The sequence below is a fragment of the Shewanella bicestrii genome, from assembly GCF_002216875.1.
GTDB lineage: Bacteria > Pseudomonadota > Gammaproteobacteria > Enterobacterales > Shewanellaceae > Shewanella > Shewanella seohaensis.
In genome coordinates, this window is the sequence record NZ_CP022358.1 from 1,979,629 (window position 1) to 1,997,517 (window position 17,889).

At 44.5% G+C, this 17,889-nt stretch carries 15 protein-coding genes, 1 tRNA gene and 1 pseudogene; 11 read left to right on the forward strand and 6 right to left on the reverse strand.

Annotation, left to right across the window (positions count from 1 at the left end; genetic code table 11):
- Window positions 1-14 precede the first annotated feature (14 nt).
- The 5 genes from CF168_RS08705 (at window position 15) to nadE (ending at window position 5,326) form a co-directional block, all read left to right on the forward strand.
- Window positions 15-878: a co-chaperone YbbN gene (locus tag CF168_RS08705; RefSeq protein WP_089067610.1), complete on the forward strand. Its 864-nt coding sequence runs from the start codon at window positions 15-17 to the stop codon at window positions 876-878.
- Between the two features lie 141 nt (window positions 879-1,019).
- Window positions 1,020-1,664, forward strand: a complete 645-nt coding sequence (gene adk, locus CF168_RS08710; protein WP_011623010.1) for an adenylate kinase — start codon at window positions 1,020-1,022, stop codon at window positions 1,662-1,664.
- Window positions 1,665-1,743: 79 nt separating this feature from the next.
- Window positions 1,744-2,790, forward strand: coding sequence for a ferrochelatase (gene hemH, locus CF168_RS08715; RefSeq protein ID WP_167373605.1), 1,047 nt, complete (start codon window positions 1,744-1,746; stop codon window positions 2,788-2,790).
- A 190-nt stretch (window positions 2,791-2,980) separates the two neighbouring features.
- Window positions 2,981-4,285, forward strand: coding sequence for an inosine/guanosine kinase (locus CF168_RS08720; protein ID WP_011623008.1), 1,305 nt, complete (start codon window positions 2,981-2,983; stop codon window positions 4,283-4,285).
- 210 nt (window positions 4,286-4,495) lie between these two features.
- Window positions 4,496-5,326 carry an ammonia-dependent NAD(+) synthetase gene (gene nadE, locus CF168_RS08725; RefSeq protein ID WP_089068936.1) on the forward strand — a complete coding sequence of 277 codons (831 nt, stop codon included), beginning with the start codon at window positions 4,496-4,498 and terminating at the stop codon, window positions 5,324-5,326.
- A gap of 133 nt (window positions 5,327-5,459) precedes the next feature.
- Here nadE and CF168_RS08730 read toward each other — a convergent pair whose 3' ends face one another.
- Window positions 5,460-5,996: a DUF6942 family protein gene (locus tag CF168_RS08730; protein ID WP_089067611.1), complete on the reverse strand. Its 537-nt coding sequence runs from the start codon at window positions 5,994-5,996 to the stop codon at window positions 5,460-5,462.
- 164 nt (window positions 5,997-6,160) lie between these two features.
- Between CF168_RS08730 and CF168_RS08735 the strand changes: the two genes are divergently transcribed.
- The gene (locus tag CF168_RS08735; RefSeq protein ID WP_089067612.1) at window positions 6,161-7,627 is read left to right on the forward strand and encodes an alpha/beta hydrolase; all 1,467 of its coding nucleotides are present in this window, start codon (window positions 6,161-6,163) and stop codon (window positions 7,625-7,627) included.
- Here CF168_RS08735 and CF168_RS08740 read toward each other — a convergent pair.
- Window positions 7,624-9,804 (reverse strand): sensor domain-containing diguanylate cyclase, encoded by a 2,181-nt coding sequence (locus tag CF168_RS08740; RefSeq protein ID WP_089067613.1) that lies wholly within the window; start codon window positions 9,802-9,804, stop codon window positions 7,624-7,626. The genes CF168_RS08735 and CF168_RS08740 overlap by 4 nt on opposite strands.
- Before the next feature lie 365 nt (window positions 9,805-10,169).
- Here CF168_RS08740 and CF168_RS08745 point away from each other — a divergent pair.
- A tRNA-Pro gene (locus tag CF168_RS08745) sits at window positions 10,170-10,246 on the forward strand.
- A 228-nt stretch (window positions 10,247-10,474) separates the two neighbouring features.
- Here CF168_RS08745 and CF168_RS08750 read toward each other — a convergent pair.
- Window positions 10,475-10,906, reverse strand: coding sequence for a hypothetical protein (locus CF168_RS08750; protein ID WP_089067614.1), 432 nt, complete (start codon window positions 10,904-10,906; stop codon window positions 10,475-10,477).
- Window positions 10,907-10,985: 79 nt separating this feature from the next.
- Window positions 10,986-11,651, reverse strand: a complete 666-nt coding sequence (locus tag CF168_RS08755) for a hypothetical protein (protein ID WP_240520075.1) — start codon at window positions 11,649-11,651, stop codon at window positions 10,986-10,988.
- A 432-nt stretch (window positions 11,652-12,083) separates the two neighbouring features.
- Between CF168_RS08755 and tnpA the strand changes: the two are divergent.
- A pseudogene (gene tnpA / locus CF168_RS08760) lies at window positions 12,084-12,379 on the forward strand (IS200/IS605 family transposase); the annotation flags it as partial.
- Window positions 12,380-12,537: 158 nt separating this feature from the next.
- Here tnpA and CF168_RS08765 read toward each other — a convergent pair.
- Together CF168_RS08765 and CF168_RS22310 are read right to left on the reverse strand one after the other, a co-directional pair.
- Window positions 12,538-13,311 carry a hypothetical protein gene (locus tag CF168_RS08765; RefSeq protein WP_089067615.1) on the reverse strand — a complete coding sequence of 258 codons (774 nt, stop codon included), beginning with the start codon at window positions 13,309-13,311 and terminating at the stop codon, window positions 12,538-12,540.
- A gap of 44 nt (window positions 13,312-13,355) precedes the next feature.
- A complete protein-coding gene (locus tag CF168_RS22310) occupies window positions 13,356-13,538 on the reverse strand; it encodes a hypothetical protein (protein WP_157705937.1) in 183 nt (60 codons plus the stop codon).
- Window positions 13,539-13,931: 393 nt separating this feature from the next.
- Here CF168_RS22310 and CF168_RS08770 point away from each other — a divergent pair, with 393 nt between their 5' ends.
- The 3 genes from CF168_RS08770 (at window position 13,932) to CF168_RS08780 (ending at window position 17,889) form a co-directional block, all read left to right on the forward strand.
- Window positions 13,932-14,516, forward strand: coding sequence for a hypothetical protein (locus tag CF168_RS08770; RefSeq protein WP_089067616.1), 585 nt, complete (start codon window positions 13,932-13,934; stop codon window positions 14,514-14,516).
- 65 nt (window positions 14,517-14,581) lie between these two features.
- Window positions 14,582-15,127, forward strand: a complete 546-nt coding sequence (locus CF168_RS08775; RefSeq protein ID WP_089067617.1) for a hypothetical protein — start codon at window positions 14,582-14,584, stop codon at window positions 15,125-15,127.
- Window positions 15,124-17,889 (forward strand): TcfC E-set like domain-containing protein, encoded by a 2,766-nt coding sequence (locus tag CF168_RS08780; RefSeq protein ID WP_089067618.1) that lies wholly within the window; start codon window positions 15,124-15,126, stop codon window positions 17,887-17,889. The genes CF168_RS08775 and CF168_RS08780 overlap by 4 nt, the downstream gene beginning before the upstream one ends.

A 17,889-nucleotide genomic window follows, 5' to 3' on the forward strand; every position in this document is an offset into this window, starting at 1 on the left:
GAGTAAGGAAAACCATGGACAATATCCTCGATCTAACGAAAGACAATATTCAGCAAGTGGTTGATGCTTCGATGCAGCAACTGGTGGTGATGGTGTTTTGGGCCCAGCCACAGCCGCAGAGTGTTGCCATGGTGCAAACACTCGAGCAACTTGCCGCGCAGCATGCTGGCCGTTTTGTGCTGGCGAAAGTGAACTGCGAAACCGAGCTGGAAATCGCTAACTATTTCCGCATTCAAGCACTGCCGACCACCTTAGTGCTCGATAAGGGCCAGCCAATAGATGGCTTTGCGGGCATGCAAGAGGTAGCGCAGGTCAACGCTATGCTGGAGAAACACTTGCCACCCTTATGGCAATTACAGCTTGAGCAAGCCAAAGCCCTGTTAGCCTTAAGCCAAGTATCGGCGGAAGATTTATCCACGGCGGCCGTGTTACTGAAAGACGCCTACAGCGCCTCCAATCAGGCGGCCGAGGTGAGTTTAGTGCTTGCCGATGTGTACTTGATGCAAGGTGAACTCGCCCAAGCGCAGCTGCTACTCGAGCAGATTGGCCTTGCCGACCAAGATGGTTATTACCAGAGCTTAAAGGCGAAATTAACCCTTGCCTTGGATGCGGCGGACACGCCAGAAATTCGTGATTTGCAGCAGAAGTTCGAGCATAATCCGCAGGATTTAGTGTTATTACTCGAACTTTGTAAGGCCTTGCATTCGGCCCACCGAGACGAAGAAGCGCTCGCACATTTATACAGTGTCTTATCTAAAGACTTAACCGCTGAAAATGGCAAAGTAAAACAAGTCTTTATGGAGATTTTAACGGCGCTTGGGCAAGGCAATAGTCTGGCGAATCAGTATCGCCGTAAGCTCTATACCTTGCTCTATTAAGGATTAAATTGGCCGCAAAACTGCGATTTATTTGCGGTTTCTGAGGCTAAAGTCGAAGCTAAAAGCCTTCTCAATGGCGGCCAGATGTGCGAAGATCGCCGCCCTAAGAAGAATATCAATGCGAAAAAGAGGACTCTTGAGATGCGCATTATCCTATTGGGCGCCCCAGGTGCCGGTAAAGGTACCCAGGCCCAGTTCATTATGGAACAGTATGGTATCCCACAAATTTCTACTGGCGACATGTTACGTGCTGCCGTTAAAGCCGGTACTCCGCTGGGTTTAGAAGCGAAGAAAGTGATGGATGCAGGCCAACTGGTTTCTGATGATCTGATCATTGGACTGGTTAAAGAGCGTATCGCACAGGACGACTGTGTTAAAGGTTTCCTGTTAGACGGTTTCCCACGCACTATCCCACAAGCGGATGCGATGGCGGCAAACGGTATCAGCATTGATCACGTGATCGAAATCGATGTGCCAGACGAAGAAATCGTTAAGCGCATGAGCGGTCGTCGCGTTCACCCAGGTTCTGGCCGTGTTTACCACGTGGTATTCAATCCACCTAAAGTGGAAGGCAAGGACGATGTGACTGGCGAAGACTTAGCGATTCGTCCAGATGACGAAGAAGCGACAGTGCGTAAGCGTTTAGGCATTTACCACGAGCAAACTAAGCCATTGGTTGAATACTATGGCAAAGTGGCTGCGGCGGGTAACACTCAATACCACAAGTTTGATGGTACTCAGTCGGTAGCGGCTGTGAGTGCACAATTAGCCAGCGTGCTGAAATAAGCATCATTGCTAAATTCGAGAACAAGTTCTCATATTAGGAAAAAGCCTGCTATTGCAGGCTTTTTTTATTGGCGATCGAATGTTAGCCTGCCGAGGTATTTGGCTGATAAAAGGTACCACATTGACTTCTCCCTCTCCTGCGTTTGGCGTGTTATTGGTCAATCTCGGCACGCCCGATGAACCCACTCCCAAAGCGGTTAAGCGATTCCTCAAACAGTTTTTAAGTGATCCTCGGGTCGTCGATTTGTCCCCTTGGCTGTGGCAGCCGATTTTGCAGGGGATAATCCTTAACACCCGACCCGCCAAGGTGGCCAAACTTTATCAGAGCGTGTGGACGGAGCAGGGCTCGCCGCTGATGGTGATAAGCGAGCAGCAGGCGCAAAAGTTAGCTACGGATCTGAGCGCGACCTTTAATCAAACCATTCCGGTGGAACTGGGCATGAGCTATGGCAATCCTTCGATTGAGAGCGGCTTTGCCAAACTCAAGGCCCAAGGCGCCGAACGTATCGTGGTACTGCCGCTGTATCCGCAATATTCCTGCTCAACCGTCGCCAGTGTGTTCGATGCGGTGGCGCAGTATTTTACCCAAGTGCGTGACATTCCTGAGCTGCGTTTTAGCAAGCAGTATTTTGACCATGACGCCTATATCGCGGCTTTAGCGCATTCGGTTAAGCGCCATTGGAAAACCCATGGGCAGGCCGATAAGTTGATTTTATCCTTCCACGGTATTCCGCTGCGTTATGCCACCGAAGGCGATCCCTATCCTGAGCAGTGCCGCGCGACGGCTAAGTTATTGGCACAGGTGCTGGAATTAACCGAAGGACAATGGCAGGTGTGTTTCCAATCCCGCTTCGGTAAAGAAGAGTGGTTAACGCCTTATGCCGATGAGCTGCTGGCCGATTTACCCCGCCAAGGCGTGAAAAGTGTCGATGTCATTTGCCCAGCCTTTGCCACCGATTGTCTTGAAACCTTAGAAGAAATTTCCATTGGCGGTAAAGAGACTTTCCTGCATGCGGGCGGTGAGGCCTATCACTTTATTCCCTGTCTAAATGATGATGAGCTCCATATCGAGCTGCTCAGGCAACTGGTGCAAGAACAAGCTCAACCTTGGATACGCGCAGAGTGACGGTAAATTTCTCCCGTTGAAACCGAAAGACGGCCTAGTTTCATGCTGATTTTATGGTAGAATCTGCGCCCTTTGTGGCTCGGGAGTGGATTTTTTATCTCTCTAGCCTAGACTCATTATTTTTAGGACACGATGAGCGCAGGCTCATTGTAATGCCCATTAGCATGGATGCCAGGAAAAGAGAGCCACTATGAAGTTTCCCGGTCAGCGCAAATCGAAACATTATTTTCCGGTCAAAACCCGTGACCCATTGCTTGAGCAATTAACGCAGCAACCTCAACCCTTTTCGACTTATGTCAGCGGTATCGATCAAACCCTAGTGGATATCGAAGCCAAGGTAGAGGATGAGTTGCTCGGCCGTTATGGTTTACCTAAGGGCAATTCGACGCTTATCAATGACGAGCAAGCGCATGCCCTGTATACCGAGCTGAAACAAAACGGTTTGATCAGCGATGAGTTTGCGGGCGGCACTATTGGTAACACAGTGCACAATTATTCTATTTTGGCCGATGATCGCTCAGTATTGTTTGGGGTGATGAGCCAAAATATCGAAGTCGGCAGTTACGCCTACCGTTATCTTTGCAACACTTCCTCTAAGGTTGACCTTAACTTCCTGCAACCCGTCGATGGTCCTATCGGCCGTTGTTTCACCCTGATTTCGGATTGCGGTGAGCGTACCTTTGCGATCAGTAAAGGCGCGATGGACAAGTTAACCCCAGAATACATTGATAAAGACGTAGTGCAGGGCAGCTCTGCCTTGGTATTAACCGCCTATTTAATGCGTGCCAGCGGCGGCGACAGGATCACCGATGCGGCCATGTGCGCGATTGAATATGCCAAAGCAGCCGAAGTCCCCGTGGTATTGACTCTAGGCACACGCTTCTTAATCGAAGAAGATCCGGTCTGGTGGCAAAACTTTATCCAAGAGCATGTGACCATTTTGGCGATGAACGAAGATGAAGGTGAGGCCTTAACCGGATTTCGCGATCCGCTGCTTGCCAGCGAAAAAGCCCTCGAGTGGTGTGATATGGTGTTAACTACTGCTGGCCCAATCGGGCTTTACACCGCGGGTTATACCGATGATGCCGAAAAGCGTGAAACCACCCATACACTGCTACCCGGTGCTATCCCCGAATTTAACCGTTATGAGTTCTCGCGTCCTAAGCTGAAGCGTGACTGCGAAAACCCTATTAAAGTGTTTGCGCATATTTCGCCTTACATGGGCGGCCCAGAGAAAATCGGTAACACCAACGGTGCAGGTGATGGCGCGTTGTCGGCATTGTTGCACGACTTGGCAGCCAATACCTTCCACAAGACCAATGTGCCAGGTTCAAGCAAGCACAAGCGTGATGGTCTGTGCTATTCGTCATTCTCCCAAATTTGTAAGTATGCTAACCGCGTGGCTTACGAGGTGTTGGCGCAGCACAGTCCGCGTCTCTCCCGCGGTTTACCTGAGCGTGAAGACAGCTTAGAAGAATCTTACTGGGAAAGATAAGCCTACATAGGTTTAAGTAAATAAGGGCAATAGCGGCAAACCGTTATTGCCCTTGTTGTTTTTGGGAGAGACAAAAAATTTGAGCCAATGACGTTTTCTCAACAATTAACCCTGTGGATGTTAATTTTTGCTACAGGCAGACCCGAATAAATGATAACGTTAGCCGAATCACTGCTCCCAATAACAGCGAATATTAAGGTGGAATTTTCGGTGAAAGCGCAGATCTTAACAGAAATGAAGGTACTCAAGACAATCGATCCTGAGTTCGAAGTGCAGCGTCGTGTGGCGTTTATTAAATCTAAACTGCAAGCAGCCCGCAGCAAGGCCTTGGTCCTTGGGATCAGCGGTGGTGTGGATTCGTCCACGGCAGGGCGTTTATGCCAGTTGGCCGTTGATAGCCTCAATAGCGAGCATCCTGACGGCGGCTATCAGTTTATTGCGGTGCGCTTACCCTATCAAATTCAAAAAGATGAGCACGAAGCTCAGCAAGCTTGCCAATTTATTCAGCCGACCAAATTAGTCACCATCAATGTGCATCAAGGGGTTGATGGTGTGCATCAAGCCACCTTAACGGCCTTTGTCGAAGCGGGATTGCACTCACCGGATGCGGCGAAAGTCGATTTTATTAAAGGTAACGTGAAAGCGCGGATGCGCATGATTGCCCAGTACGAGTTAGCCGGTTTAGTGGGTGGCTTAGTGGTGGGTACAGATCATAGCGCCGAGAATATCACGGGTTTTTATACTAAATGGGGCGATGGTGCCTGCGATCTCGCGCCTTTATTTGGCCTCAACAAACGCCAAGTGCGTCAGGTAGCGGCGTATTTGGGCGCACCAGAGTCCTTAGTCTATAAAGCACCAACCGCGGATTTGGAAGACAATCAACCGCTACTCGAAGATGAAGTGGCGCTCGGGCTGACTTACGAGCAAATCGATGATTTCCTTGAAGGGAAAGCCGTCGATAAAGCCGTGGAAGAAAAGCTTATCAATATCTACCAGGCCACGCAGCATAAGCGTCAACCTATCCCCACGATTTACGATTAATTGAAGACGCTTACGGTCTGAAAATTAACGAAAAAGCACCCTAATCGGGTGCTTTTTTATGTGCGAATGCTTAATGCAATCTCGCCAAGTGTCTCGATTCGAACTTATTCACATTGTGCTTAACCGTATTCCATTAGCGGTGCTTCGCTTGAAGGTGGCAACGCGTTAGGGCAATCAAAGCGTTTGAGTATTGGCGATAGTCTAAATAGGGCGTGAGCAGTACACAACTTGAGTACGGGGATTGTGCTTGCAGCATCACTGTGACGTCTTGCAGTTTAGCTTGCGAGTCTTGCATCAATTGCAGCTCGGGTGTTCGCTGCGCGTTTGTTTGCAGTGTGTTAGTGGTGATGTTGCTATTGGCAGCAATCCCTAATGCTGTGGCGGCAGCTTGCCCACAGACAATATGAATATTGGCATGTGGTGAGAGGGCATTGGCACCTGTCAGCAGCATTTGCTGCTGTTTGAGTAACTGATTGTCGCGATAATCGCGCCAATCCTCACTGGGCGCGCAAATTTTTGCCATAATTGTGAATATCTTACGCCAATGATTACCATTTAAGGCGATAAGCTCTGCTATCGCGTTATCCTGCGACCAATGCCAATCTTCAGGCATGAGTGGGGGATTGGGGAGATAAAACGCATAGGTCGCTGCGGCTGGGCCAATGTGCATAAGAGTCGAATATGGGAGTCAAAGTGGGGCGGATTTTACCCTAACTTAGGCGCGCTGCCGAAACTAAATGGTTGCGAGATCAAATCTTAAACATGAAAGTTGAGGTTTTTTTTTATCTAACCTTATAATCTAATTGCGCATTTTATGGGATCCAAGGGACGAGAATGAAAGCCATCATCATAGGCTCAACCAAGCATCTATTTTTCGCGGCATTTTATGCCTGTTTGGGGATTGCCGTCGCCCTGTTGGTGACAGGGATACACTTTCTCAATGCCAGACCCGATCTCTCCCTCTGGCACACCACAGAACTTAAAAACGAGTTTCGCTACAACACCAAATTAGACAAATTCAGTGATTACATCGCCTTAGAAGATAAGTTATTTGCCGAAGTGGAGAATAAAGTCCTTAAAAAAGTCTCGGCGACGGATGCATCACCCGTGAATCGTTATGTTAAAAATAGCCTGTCGGATCCCGCCCGTTGGCCCCATAACTGGAATCGCACCTTCGAGTGGCCCAAGGCCAATGCGCCCTTTGGCGTACTCCTTCTCCATGGTATGTCAGATTCGCCCTATGCCATGTCCAATGTGGCGGCACATTTTAAAGGCAAAGCCCATGTGCTCGGATTAAGACTCCCTGGCCATGGCACCATTCCGAGTGGTTTGACGAGCCTGTACTGGCAGGACTTAGCCGCCGCGATGAATTTGGCGACGGCGCATATGAAACAAGAGCTTAAAGGTAAGCCGCTGTTTGTGATTGGCTTTTCAACGGGCGCCGCGGTAGCGCTAAACCATGAACTTGAGCTCATCAATCAAGAAAAAGCGCCCGATTACGCGGGGATGATTTTTATGTCGCCCGCCATTGGGCTTGCTCCGATTGCGGCGGCTGCCCGTTGGCAAAGCTGGATTGGCCGTTTACTCGACTTAGATAAGTTGCAGTGGAACAGTATTCAAATGGAATACGATCCCTTTAAATACACTTCTTTTGCGGTAAACGCGGGTGATGTGGTTTACCAATTAGCGCTGCGTAATCAGAGCCTATTGAGTGGCTTAACGCCTTCGCAGCGTGGGCAGATCCCTGACATTTTAACCTTTCAATCCGTCGCAGATGCAACTGTTTCAAGTGCCGCCGTGGTGGATTTGCTTTACCAAGTTCTGCCCGAGAAGGGCCATGAGTTAGTGCTGTTTGATATGAACCGAACCGTGATAAACAGTAAGTTGATGGTCAATGATCCGCTGCCGAGCTTATTACCGACTTCCCGAGATAGTATCCATTACCGTGGCACCTTGATTGAAAATCAAGACAGCGAGACGACGCAGGTTCAAGCTCGGGAGTTTGGGGTTATGCCGCAGGATAACAGCGAGCCAGAGGTGGAGTCGTTATCTTTGCACTGGCCTGCGGGCGTGTATTCCTTGTCCCATGTGGCCTTGCCATTCGATGAGGATGATGGGCTGTATGGCATTAAAAATAATGAAAAATTACTCAGGATCCAAATTGGCGCGGCTGCATCCCGTGGCGAGCGTGGGGTGTATAGCGTGCCCGCCTCGGAAATGTTACGCCAAAAATGGAATCCGTTTTTCCCCTACATGATAACGCGGATTGACCAGTATCGCGCCGCGCACATGCCGAACTAAGCACTCATAAGGGTGCAAACCACGCAGTTGCGCCCTTGCTCCTTAGCCTTATACAGGTTCTCATCCGCCTGCTTTAACCAGACTTCAAGCGTTGAGCTGTAAGCTGCATCGGCAATGATGGCGCCTATGCTTACGGTGACGCTAAAGGTTACTTGATCGGCCGGGTTAGTAATCACCACGCTAGCGAGTTTCTCACGGAAATCATTAAGATGTTGCTCAACTTTCAAGGTATTACACATAGGTAATATCAACACGAACTCTTCACCACCGTAACGGCAGAGCAAATCGACATCGCGCTTAAAGTGACTCGATAATACTTCCGCCATTACCCGCAGGCATTCATCGCCGGCAAGGTGGCCGTAGGTATCATTCACTTTTTTGAAGAAGTCGAGATCCAGTAGCACCACGGCAATCGCATCTTGGCCACGCTCGCACAGATCTTGGATATGCAGGAACTGTTTCTCAGTATAACGGCGGTTATACAGATTGGTGAGTGAATCCCGCTCCGCCATATCTTTGAGTTTGCGATTCGCGATTTCCAAGTCCATGGTGCGCTGTTTGACTTTATCCTCTAACTCGAGTTGATAACTGAGCAGTGCTTGCTGATTGGCCTCTAAGCTCTCGTACAGGCTGTAGATTTCTTTAGGGGTACTGTTATCTAACAGCTCATGCTCAAACTTTTCCTCATTAAAACTGCCATCTTTGGTCTGGCTAAAGTGCTGTGCGAGTAAGGCGAGGGGCGTCGTGGTTAAGCGACTGATTGCCTTTGCGATAATCACGGCACCTAACATACTAAGCAAGAGCAGCACTATGGTCTTGGTGTACTGTTCCTGAGCCAAGGTGAGTAGCGGGACAAATGGCTCAACCACATACAGATGCCAGCCATTATTCAGTTGGTGGTGAGCATAAATATACTCAGGGGTATCCGCCTCGGTTTGATTGATATCCATCAGTTTTAATCGCGTGCGGTACTCAGTGCTGCCGGTGACGAAATTAAAGGGGGCCAATGGGGTGAGCCCGAGCCTTTCAGAGGCATAAACGATATTTTTCTTCTCATCTAATAAGATGATGGATTGTGTCTCATGGTGTTGATTTTGTTTATCAATACTCGAGAAAAAGCTTAAGTCGAGACTGCCTTGCACTATGCCTACGGTGTCGTTTGTGCCTTCTTTGAAAATGGGTGCACTGATGGCAATGATAATTTCTTTGCCAATAAATCGCCCCACAAATACTGGCGACACAAAGGTGTTGTGGTGATTAAAGGATTGGATAAAGTAGTCCCTATCCTTCACTGTAAACATTTTTCCCATTTGCTTTAATTGCTGAAACTTTTCGATTGGGCTACCTGCGACTATCTCACCCCGTTCATTGGCAATAAACATGGTAGTAAAGCTTTGCGTGAGTCCTTGTACACTGCTAAGTGTGGTTTGCCACTGTTCAAAGGGAATGCCAGAATCACTGATAAATTTACCTACACTGGCAATGGTTCGGGTGTTGACCGCGATATAGCTCTCGGTGGCATGCCCGAGAGATATGCCAGTGTCATCGAGATTCCGATTAATTAACACCTGTTGTTTATCCATAAAATAATGGTTAAACACTAAAGATGAGGTCAGTAAGCTGATGGTAGTGATCAAAATAAATAGATAGCTAAGCTGTGCACTCATAGTGCGGCGAGTGTGATTCACTAACTTATCTTTTAAATGCCACAAACTGGGGAGTGCCACCACGCAAAGCTCGCCGAGAGTCGTGTAAAAAATCCCATTAAAGGCTTGTTTTATCGTGGTGAAGGGGATGTGGTAACTCGGCATGCCGGTAATTAACCACAGGTACAAACTCATTAATGGCAAGCCGAGCAGTAACCAATAACCTATGCTGGCATACAAGATAGGCACATCTTTGCGCCGAGCAAACCCTAACCACAGCGCTTCGAGCAAAAAGACCAGATACACGTGGGCACTAGACCAGGCCAACATCAAGCCCGTTGCCGTAAATAAGGCGGTAAATAGGGCATACCAAGGCCCAAGCAGAATGGCCACTATCACCACCGCCGCATTACCTAAAATAAGCTGGACGTTGGCAAAGAGCGGAATAGGGTAGATGTTAAGCACTAAACCCAGTAGGCCGAGGAAGGTGGCTAACTTTAAATGGGCGCTATTCACAGCAGGTAGACGCAATGATAATTCCTTTTCATCAAAAATTTATGCTTAAAAAGCAATCTATTGCACTGAAACGATTAATGATAACTAGCTTAGCAGATGTTTCTTAATTTGATATTGAATGCGAAAACTTAAGTTTCGCCTCAGGTCACAGTCTGGGCCTCTCCGCCGTATTTAGGGGCAAAAGAGGCTATGGTTCTTGTAAAAACTCACCATTCAGACCAGAAACTAAGCAGTTGGTCAAACTCATTTCACTAAGCACTTGCGTTGATGCAATCCACTTGATAAAGTCTGCGTCACTTAAGGTGAACCCCACTCGATAGCATCTTAAGTAACAAGTGCTTAAGCTTAACTAAGTCGGTTTATTTAAGCACGAAAATTTTCGGTATGTAGCGCAGCCCGGTAGCGCACTGTCATGGGGTGTCAGGGGTCGGAGGTTCGAATCCTCTCATACCGACCAAATTCATAAACAATAAAGCCTGCAATTTTAATCAGTTGCGGGCTTTTTTGTGTCTGTAATTTGGCTTTTTACTGCTATCTAGAGATTGAAAGGAAGTCATAGGTTTAACCAGTAAGGCGATAAACTTAGCAACAACTTTAAGTAATCGAGTGCGACTTTCAACTTTAGCTAGGTGTTGTAACACTGAAGGTTGCTGAATACGAAGCAGCTATAGTGTCCTGACTGTTTTTACAGGATCACCAATTCCCCAGTTTGTGTTATGCCACATGGCCACACGCCGCGATTATATAATGCTAAGATTGCTACCCACTTTCCTGGCTGATTGGAAAGGACCTCTTTAGCTGCGTGTTTGCAAGCGAACAGCGCGCTACCTTTCATTGCCTCAGTGTAGTTATGGGGGCCATCGACGAGTTTAGGATGAGCCTTACCAACGCTTCGCAACGATCTCAATGCGGCTTTATAAACCATTTTCTCAGCCTCTTTGTCGTAGATCAGTTCGTCTGGTTTAGTAGGATATGTTCCTCCGAAAGGATCGGATTGATCTCTGCTGCTCGGTAACCAATCCCATTCAATTTGTAATTGAGAAATCGCTAAGATGTGCTCTGCTTGGCTTAGCCAGTCAGTATTCTCTATTTGTTCAATTAGTGCTTTGATGTCCATTAGCTTTTACGCCTGAGTCGGTTCTTGGTTTGCCAAAATAAAGTCATAACACTCATTTGGATTAACCTCTGTTACCTCATTATGTTGTTAATGAATGGATTAGCGCCAGAGTATTTTGATCAATGGGCAGATCACTTAAATCACACTCACCTAAGGGATCAAATGTTATTGGGATTGACTCGTGACCTGAAGTAAAAAACGCATTTAATTCATTCTGCCATGGTAGGGGTAAATCAAGTTGCCGTAGTGACGCATTGGTCGTATGAAACCGCCAGAGATTGACTAAAGCGTGTGCATTTACACAGTAACATTTTTCCAGTGGCGAATATTCCCGTTGCGAGCGATTAGACTTGACCATGATGCTGATATTGTCGATAAACGAGTCCATGTCCTGATTGATTATGGCCGCGAGACTTTGCAGCATCGCCATACTGTATTTCGAATCATTTAGGCTTGTGAGTTTTTCTCGTAAATTTTTTGTAACGGGGGTGGCACCTAGAATGGCATATACAGCATTGCAGGCTAAGACTGTCACATTATGACCTCTTAAAAAGGGGGGCACAAATTGCTTTTTATAGGCGATGATCGTGGGTGAGTCATTAACGGCGAGTGCCGCTAGCAGCGGCCAAATGTGCAGACTATCAGTCCCCGAAAAATCTCCCCCTCGCACTAATCTCGCTAAACAGCCAAAACGCCCCGCTAAAGTAAGGCAATGTGTAAACTCAGCGAAGTTATCAAAGGCCACGCGTTGTATTAGGGCTAATTCGGTTAATTCATACTCTAGGTGACGAAAGCGATCAATAAACTCGCTCGCAACGAGCTCACGATTCTTTATTAAATACTGATCTAGGAGTGTGAGTTTAACTGCTTTTGGCTGAGTTAACTGATCATCATTTTCTGCCAGTCTCTGTAATATGCTAATGCTTGATCTCTATCTTTTTAGGGTAACTTTTCATCCTATATCCACTTACTTTGGGAAAGCTTGGACAAGCATAACTTCAAGATTGCTAGTAATACTCCTACATTAGTTTTATATATACCAAAACGTTATACCTTTTGTTTTCAGTTCTAAACCACCGACTTCAGTGGGGGTTATCATCAATAGTGGCCTTGCCTGCATATCTACCCATGTTAAATACATCTCTGATTTTTAGCGAAGTCAAAATAGGCAAATAACATGAGACGATACGAGCAAGCATCGCATGTGTCCTGGCGATATCAATATCATATAGTCTGGACAGCAAAGTATCGGTTCAGGATATTGAAAGGTAATGTAGGGAAAGAAGTTTACAGGTGTATACAGGTTTATTGCCATCAAATGGGGTACATAGTAATAGAGTTAAGGCCATGTGTATTTAGTAGTAAAAGCCCCTCCAAAGCTATCAATATCGAATTTAATGGGGCGTTAAAAGTAAAATCGCACTAAAAGTATTCAGTAAGTTTCCTTATCTGCGTAAGAATAAACTCTGGGGAAGAGAGATTACTTTGTGTATTCTTTGATTAATAATTTTTGCTAAAAATTAACGGAGTAGTAAATCATTGTTGGTTAAGTGTAATAATTTATTTATTATATATATGAAGGAGTTTTTATTTAATTCATTGGAATGTCGGCATATTAGGTTTTTTAGCTCCTACTTATGGGGTGCGCGTGATAGACTAATCTGTATATTTTTTGGTAATTGTATTCCTTTGCAGTAAGCAAAACCTTGCAACCCCCAAACATTATCCAAATCAACATTGTTGAGCTGTTCATTTTCCTCAATTTTTTCCAAAATTATTTTCTTGTCGGAGCCGTAGTATTTAATGAACTCATTCATTCTGTTAACATCAGCTTCGCCAACAGGCATTTCTAATTTTATATAGTCATAATAAAGTAATAGTTCAACATCACGCGCGCCTAGCTCATGCCCTATAAAATTATAATCATCACATGCTAGTTTCACATCAAAAGATCTTAAGTGAGTTAAACCCTGTATAATGCGCAAGCACCTTCCACAATAATTTCTCTCAGTGATTTCAATAACCAACTGTACACCAAGAGTGTTAAGCATTTTATTTAAATTAATTACCCTATTTAAAATTTTTACATCACACAGATTGCTGCGCTCAAGGTTAATAAAAACAACACCTTTACTAGTAAGTTGTGATGCATAATCTATAGCGCTGTGGGCTGCTTCTCCGAGGGATATAATGTCATTAATTTCAGTGTGTGAAACTCCCCGCTCTAATAGGAAATTAAAATCCAGAAGAAGTTCTACCCCTACTATACTTTCTCGTTTACCAGTAAGGTTATTCGCACCGTTTACTTTTGTGCTGAAAATGTTTTGATATTTAAACCGTAATTCAACGGCTAGATTCCTTGTACTTTCATAAAGGCATGATTTTAGAATGTAACAATTTTTCATAGAAACACTATGTATCCCTATCCATTAGTTTTTATATAACAATATTATTGCACAGTTTGATGAGCATGTTGCTGTAAATCAGGGTATTGCTTTAAAGCCCTTGCAATGCTACCAAAATGTTTCTCTATATTGACTTTTCCTGCTTTGTTGACGGCTGGTTCGTTGCAAGAAAATACCATCCAAAACCATGTTTCTACTAATTTCAATGGGACAGATTCTAAAGTCATTTACTACCTCACACTAAGTTGATTTTAAAAGATATGTTAAGTTACATAGCTTATTTTATTTACAGCCTCTTTTTTGAGTTGCTGTAAAGTTTTTAACGTTTTAATAGATTTAAACTTTCAGGGAAATGAAAGATTGTTGGCAGCGATAGTTTCCTTCATCTGTTCTTCTGTTTGCATTCTTTAATTGCGTATCTTTAGGTTTAATTTTTTGTTATTAAATTATTACTTTTGTTTGCAGGGCGAAAATTAGCATCGCCACTTAAATTAATTTAAAGATGCTAATTGTTGATTGCGTGACAAAGCTAGAATTCTCCCCGAACAGCAGCCTTTGTACTACTTTTGTTGTACTTTTGTTGTGCTTTTTAAAATTCTAAAGATTATGAGGTAAAGATAATGAAATTAAGCAAACTATTTTTTGCATGCGCAATCACATTGGTAGCTCAAGGCGCAAATGCGGCAAAAGGAGATACTGCAACTGCTACCGCGAACTGGCAGGGTGTTGTCCCTGGTGTTATTCAATCTGATGGCTTTTTGATTACAGGTGAGAATGGTGCACTAGTAACGCCTATCGGTCAGCTAATGCGTGCTCAAGATGGCACAATCGTAGCTCCAAACATTCAACTTGAAGCGCGTGATAATACGGGGACAGCGGCAGCTCCAGTTGTTGGTGACTTAGTTTCAAGTACCACTCGTGATGACGGTCAAGGCGGTACAGAAGCTCGTTCTATTGAGTGGACGATTGCTGATGTCGCTTTCTACGCAAATGGTACGCCTGTGACAGGTATCGACTGGTCAGTACGGAATGACGGCACTCAACTAGCGACAGTGACTTCAACTGGTGTAACTCAAATTGCTACTCATAAAGGCGATATCCTGCTTCTAAACGCTGCTTCTACTACTGCTGATACAAGTGTGATTGATGCATATGCAGGTCAAGCCGCTGCACTATCAGTAACAGTCGTGGCTTCAGAGCTGTAATTTAGAAGTCGACGAGGGGCAATCTAATTCTGGTTATCCCTCGTCACTGAGTTAGGAAGTATCACGTGAAAGTTATTGTCTGTAGCTTTGCGTCACTGTTGGTTCTGATGGTTCCAAGTTCCGCAGCAGATTATAAAAGTCATACGTTTCAGGTCTCGACTAATATTGACCGCTCAAACATGTTGGCGGATACGGTCAATTTAAAACTCGAACCGAGTTTAATCACGCTGGCTTATGATCCAGTTATCAGTTCGTTTGCAAATAAACCAGTCAAACTCACTGTTGAATCTGATGTCTATTCGTTCGATTCACAATTAGAAGTAACAGGCTACCAGTTATTCCTGATAAATAACGTCTCGAGTTGCTACTCCTCACTACGACCAGAGGCCGAAAATAAGCTAGATGGTTATGACAGTATCGCTAACGTCCATATCGATAACAAAGTGGAACCAATGAAGATTGGTGAAGCGAATATTTACTCAGATACAAAATTTGATTCAATAAGTAGCGTACTTACCCATGATCTGATGCTTAAGTTTAAGGCCATAGGTGATGAGAACGTTAGAAGCTGTAACGGATCGTTTGTGATAGGTTTTAGGTATGATTTATGAAAGGTGTATACAAATTATTTATCTGCATCTCTTTGGTGACTTCATCTAGCACTTTTTCAATGGAAGTGAATGTTCCCGAAGGCTTTGAAGATTTCTTCGCATACCAAAAACAAACCCTAAAGCTAAAGCAGTTAAACGGTGACTATCGTGATGTAGTGCTGCAGGTTGCCTACGATAGCGTAAAGCTGGGCGACGATTCTAGCGAAAGTCTAAAACTAAGTGGCATATTGTTGGACAACAATCTGAAAAATCAGTATGTCACAAAAATCTTAGCCGACCTGAAAGATGGCGTCACGGTTAGAAATAATGAGTGTAAAGAGAAAGTACTGTCTAACTGTGTCTTGGTTCCTACCGGCGAAGAGTATGCGTTGGTTTTAGATTACGACAATAAACGATTACTGTTTTTCGTTAGCCCTAACTTAGTCAATCAAGCCAACTCTAAAGTTGATGGAAAATACCAACAAACCCAAAAAGATAATCCAGCGACCATTAATCATTTTTCTATTGATTTAGACAAATATGATGATTCTGAATTCAACTACAGCATTAACGATGAGTTAATGGTTGGGTTGAAGTATGGTTACATTCAAAGTGAGGTGCAATACCAGAGTTACAGCGATGATTTCGACGTGTACAAGCTTGCGTACCATCTCGATTTTGACCGATATAGTTTACGAGTTGGGCAGCTTATTGGTCATGAATCAATGAACAGTACAGATTTCTTACGTGAAGGCTCAACACTGAATGGGGTAACCGAACGAACCATCGATTTTGGATCATCAGACAATCTGTTATTGGGTAGGAAGAACGAAAACAAACAACTCTATTTCTTCTCTCCATCGGTTGGCCGTTTGATCGTCAAAGATGCTGATAATGGTCGGATACTATTAAACCGAAACACGGCACCAGGTCAGCAGTTTGTTTCTTATTCTGAGCTGCCATATGGTATTTACGATGTCATTTTAGAAATTCGCAATAATGACAATGTGCTCTTACGTGAAGCGCACACTATCTATAACAAACGTTCTGACAACTTGGCGCTGAACGATTACGACTTTCTGCTTTCTGTCGGACAGCTTGAAAGCAAAAACATCATCGATAAAGAGCAAGAAGACGAGTTGATGTTTGTGCGTGGACTAACAAGTTTAAAAATACACAATTCTACCCTTTTAGGGTTAGGTGTTACCGGCAGTGACTTAGGGGCTATCGCGACTGCGGGCTTAACGTTCGATTTGCCTTGGGATCTGTCTCTCCAGTCAACCTATAACTTTGCCAACAGTGGCGAAACTTATTTTAATACTACGGTGGACTTGGGTTTATTAACCACTTCTTTCCAAGAATACAAAGGTGGTCGTGACAGTAATTTGGCTTCTACGCTGTACGGTTATGGCCATTTTAAACGAGCCTACATAGGTAGCTCATTTAATTTTTTTGACTTGGGTCAAGCGAGACTAAGCGGTGCGTATAACTTTAACCAAAGTGATGTGACGTCAATTAACTATGAAAACTATAACTTATCGTTCGGTTTGGGACGTCAGATTAATAATTATGTTCGCATTGACTTCAATCTCGGCTACACAACAAATTCTTTGGTAGGGGGCTTTGAACTAGACAAACTTGATGGGACTTTGTCGGTGACTATTAATTTGGAACCACAAAATTCTATTTCTTATCGCTCTACTGCTCACGGCTATAACCGTCAGGTATCATCAATTAGAAATACTTTGTCGGCGGCGTCGATCATCGATGGAAAAAATTACAGCGATTACGGTGAAGTGAGTCATGTTTATAACAATGTCTCTGAGTCTTCGACCAGAGTTGATGCCTCTTACTCGGGCAATTATAGAAATGACTATTTACATGCAAACGGGTTAGTCATTGCTGATACACAAGGCAAGAGAGGGGGTTCGCTAGGCCTTGATTCATCACAAATCTTTGCCAACGGTAAAGGCTACGTGACCGCAAATAAAAGCAGTAGTTATGGCATCGTTGATCTGCAGCGCAATGGCGGTCAACAGCATACAAGTGACAACAATAAGCTCAAAGCGTACTTAACCGTGAAAGATAGCGATGGCCAGTTGAAAAAAGTCTCGGTCTACAATGACCAGACGATTATTCCAATGACTGATTACCGACAGTATGCGATTGAGCTGAATACCGATGTTGGTGACCTGCAAAACAATGGTCGCGATTACACCTCGGGTTACTCGTATCCATCGGGTGTGATTGAGTTAAGCACCAGTGTCGGTACTACCAAAAAAGTGATTTCAGGATTTAAAGATATTTTTGATACACCGATTGCTCATTTAACATGTGATGGTGCGGGCTGTTTATATATTTATGAGCTTTATGACGGCGTTTTCGATATCACAGTATTTGATGAACTGCCTTTCACATTAAAAGCGAATGGTTTGGTGTGTGAGCTGGAAATTTATCAAGATAAAACTAACTACGGCACTAACTATTGCTTTCCTGAATTAAGGCTAGGTGAATCGATTCTTGTTCCTGGTCATCCTGATAGCGATAAGACCGTTAAATATTTAGGAGAGTATTATAAGGATTCAAACATATTCGATTTCATATCTAATATTGAAAACAAAGATATGCAAGTTTACATGCTAGATAAGCGCGAGCGAGTTGCTATCTATGTATCTTATGAAGATGAACGCCTTCTCTCAAATAAACAGTTAGAGGAGATGGATATGCTACTTAAATTTGCGAAAGCAAATAATCCAATCAATATTGGTGAGGTAAGAAAGTAA